Raw genomic sequence first — 2,153 nt, 5'->3', positions numbered from 1 at the left:
CCTATCGCCCAGCCCGCCGGCTACCGCCACTACTTGAGCGTGCTGCAAGCCCGGCGCCCCCAGGGCGAAGCGTTCGAGACCCACCCCCAGGCGTTCGATGCCTGGGCGGGCGAGGTGCTCGCCGCCTACAGCCGCTTTCAGCTACTCTGCGCACTGCGCAAGGGCCCCTGGGGCGTGGAGGGCCTCAACCCGCGAATCGCCCATACGCTTCGCCGTGAAGGATGGCTTGCGGCCAACGACGTCACGCTGGAAAAAGGCTGGTACGAGGGCCGCCCGGTGCTGGTCACCCAGAACGACTACGCGCTGAAACTGATGAACGGCGACATCGGCATTACGCTCGCCGTGCCCGACCCGCGCGCACCCAACCAGACGCTTTTGCGCGTCGCCTTTCCGACCAGCGACCCGCAAAAGCCCATCCGCTGGGTACTGCCCTCGCGCCTGCACGCGGTGGAAACCGTGTTCGCCATGACCGTGCACAAATCCCAGGGCTCCGAGTTCGTGCACACTGCGCTCCTGCTGCCCGCCACGATCAACCCGATTCTGACACGCGAACTGGTCTACACCGGCATCACCCGCGCGCGCGCGTGGCTCACCGTGGTGGAAGCCAAGCGCGGCATCCTGAACGAAGCGGTGGTGCGGGAAGTGATGCGAACTTGAGCGTGACAGGGAGGGTGAACACACGAAGGGCTGGCCCCCTGCCCAGGCCGCACTAGAATCGTTTCAAACAACGCAAGGGACTTGCCAATGAAGCACTACAAGAAAGTGGGCCGCATGGGAAGCAAGGCCTTTGCCCAGCTGACGCGCCTGGGCCGCCACGAACTCGCCCTGCTGCTGTGCCTGGCGATCATCTCCGGCGGCATCTGGGGCTTCATCGCCCTGGCCGGTGAAGTCATCGAGGGCGACACCCAGAGCTTCGACGAGCGCCTGCTGCTCGCCCTTCGCAACCCCGCGGACCTCAACGACCCGATCGGCCCGGGCTGGGTCGAGGAGATGGGCCGGGACTTCACGGCGCTGGGCGGGGTCGGCGTGCTGGTGCTGATCACGCTGGGGGCGCTAGGGTATCTGCTGCTCGCCAGGCACTTTCGCGCCGCCCTGTTTGCGCTGGTGGCGGTGCCCGGCGGCATCCTGCTCAGCACCGTGATGAAGCTGGGCTTTGATCGCCCCCGGCCGGATCTCGTGCCCCACGAAGCCATGGTCTACACCGCGAGCTTTCCCAGCGGCCATTCCATGATGTCCGCCGTGACTTATCTCACGCTCGCCGCACTCCTCATCCGCATCCAGCCCGCGCTGCGGTTGAAGGCTTATCTGCTGTTACTGGCGATACTGCTGACCCTGCTGGTGGGCGTGAGCCGCGTCTATCTCGGCGTCCACTGGCCCACTGACGTACTGGCCGGCTGGACCGCCGGCGCCAGCTGGGCCGCGATCTGCTGGGGCGTGATGCACTGGCTTCAGGGGCGTGGGCAGATCGAGGCGGAAGAGAAGGAATCCGATAGCGACTGACCCGGCATCGTGCGCGAGCGGACGCAGACAGGCCGCGTCAGGCTTTCTTCACGAACTGGGCCGTGACCATCATGTCACCGGCACCGTCCACCTTGCAGTCCAGCTGGTGGTCCTTGCCCTCCTTGAGCCGCTTGATGACGGCCCGGGTGCCGATCTTGAGCACCTGCGAGCTGCCCCTGACCTTGAGATCCTTGATCAGCGTGACCTTGTCGCCTTCGGCCAGCGGCGTGCCGTGGGCATCCAGCACGTTCACGGCCTCTTCGGCGGCGAGCTCGTCGGGGTCCCACTCGTGGGCGCATTCGGGGCAGATGAACAGGCGTTGGTCCTGATAGACGAATTCCGACTGACAGCGGGGGCATGGCGGGCAAGACATGGTTCAGAGCTTCTGTAGTAAATGAGCGGGTGATGATACTCAGTGCGGGCGGCCTTGGCGACCGAGGGGCTGCGCGCCTCCAAACCGCTAGGTGAAGGCCGTCTGCTGAAAGCTTGCGCGTGCCTCGATGCCTACCTGCCAGGTCTCGAGCTTAGGATAGGCACAGTGCCAGGCCACTTCCGGCAGCCTGAAGTCGAGATACGCCAGCGCCACGGCGGTCGTGATCTCACCAAGGTGGAGGGATACGGCGGGCGGCACATCGCCAAGTTCGCTGTCGAGC

3 protein-coding genes and 1 pseudogene are annotated in these 2,153 nt (G+C 65.7%); 2 read left to right on the top strand and 2 right to left on the bottom strand.

Features of this window, described 5'->3' with window-relative positions; translation table 11 throughout:
• Positions 1-657 (top strand): ATP-binding domain-containing protein (locus BIS11_RS15915; protein ID WP_253586519.1); only part of this gene is annotated, 657 nt, incomplete at its 5' end.
• An 87-nt stretch (positions 658-744) separates the two neighbouring features.
• Complete coding sequence (locus BIS11_RS15910) at positions 745-1,500, top strand: phosphatase PAP2 family protein (RefSeq protein ID WP_253425126.1); 756 nt, start codon at positions 745-747, stop codon at positions 1,498-1,500.
• Positions 1,501-1,537: 37 nt separating this feature from the next.
• On the opposite strand, the gene BIS11_RS15905 is transcribed toward BIS11_RS15910, so the two are convergent.
• Both BIS11_RS15905 and BIS11_RS15900 read right to left on the bottom strand, forming a co-directional pair.
• Complete coding sequence (locus BIS11_RS15905; protein WP_253425123.1) at positions 1,538-1,873, bottom strand: zinc ribbon domain-containing protein YjdM; 336 nt, start codon at positions 1,871-1,873, stop codon at positions 1,538-1,540.
• Between the two features lie 87 nt (positions 1,874-1,960).
• Positions 1,961-2,153: pseudogene (locus BIS11_RS15900) on the bottom strand (glutathione S-transferase); the annotation flags it as partial.

The sequence above is a fragment of the Halomonas sp. 707D4 genome (assembly GCF_024158685.1).
Taxonomy (GTDB): domain Bacteria; phylum Pseudomonadota; class Gammaproteobacteria; order Pseudomonadales; family Halomonadaceae; genus Vreelandella.
This window is presented reverse-complemented; position numbering and strand designations above follow the sequence as displayed.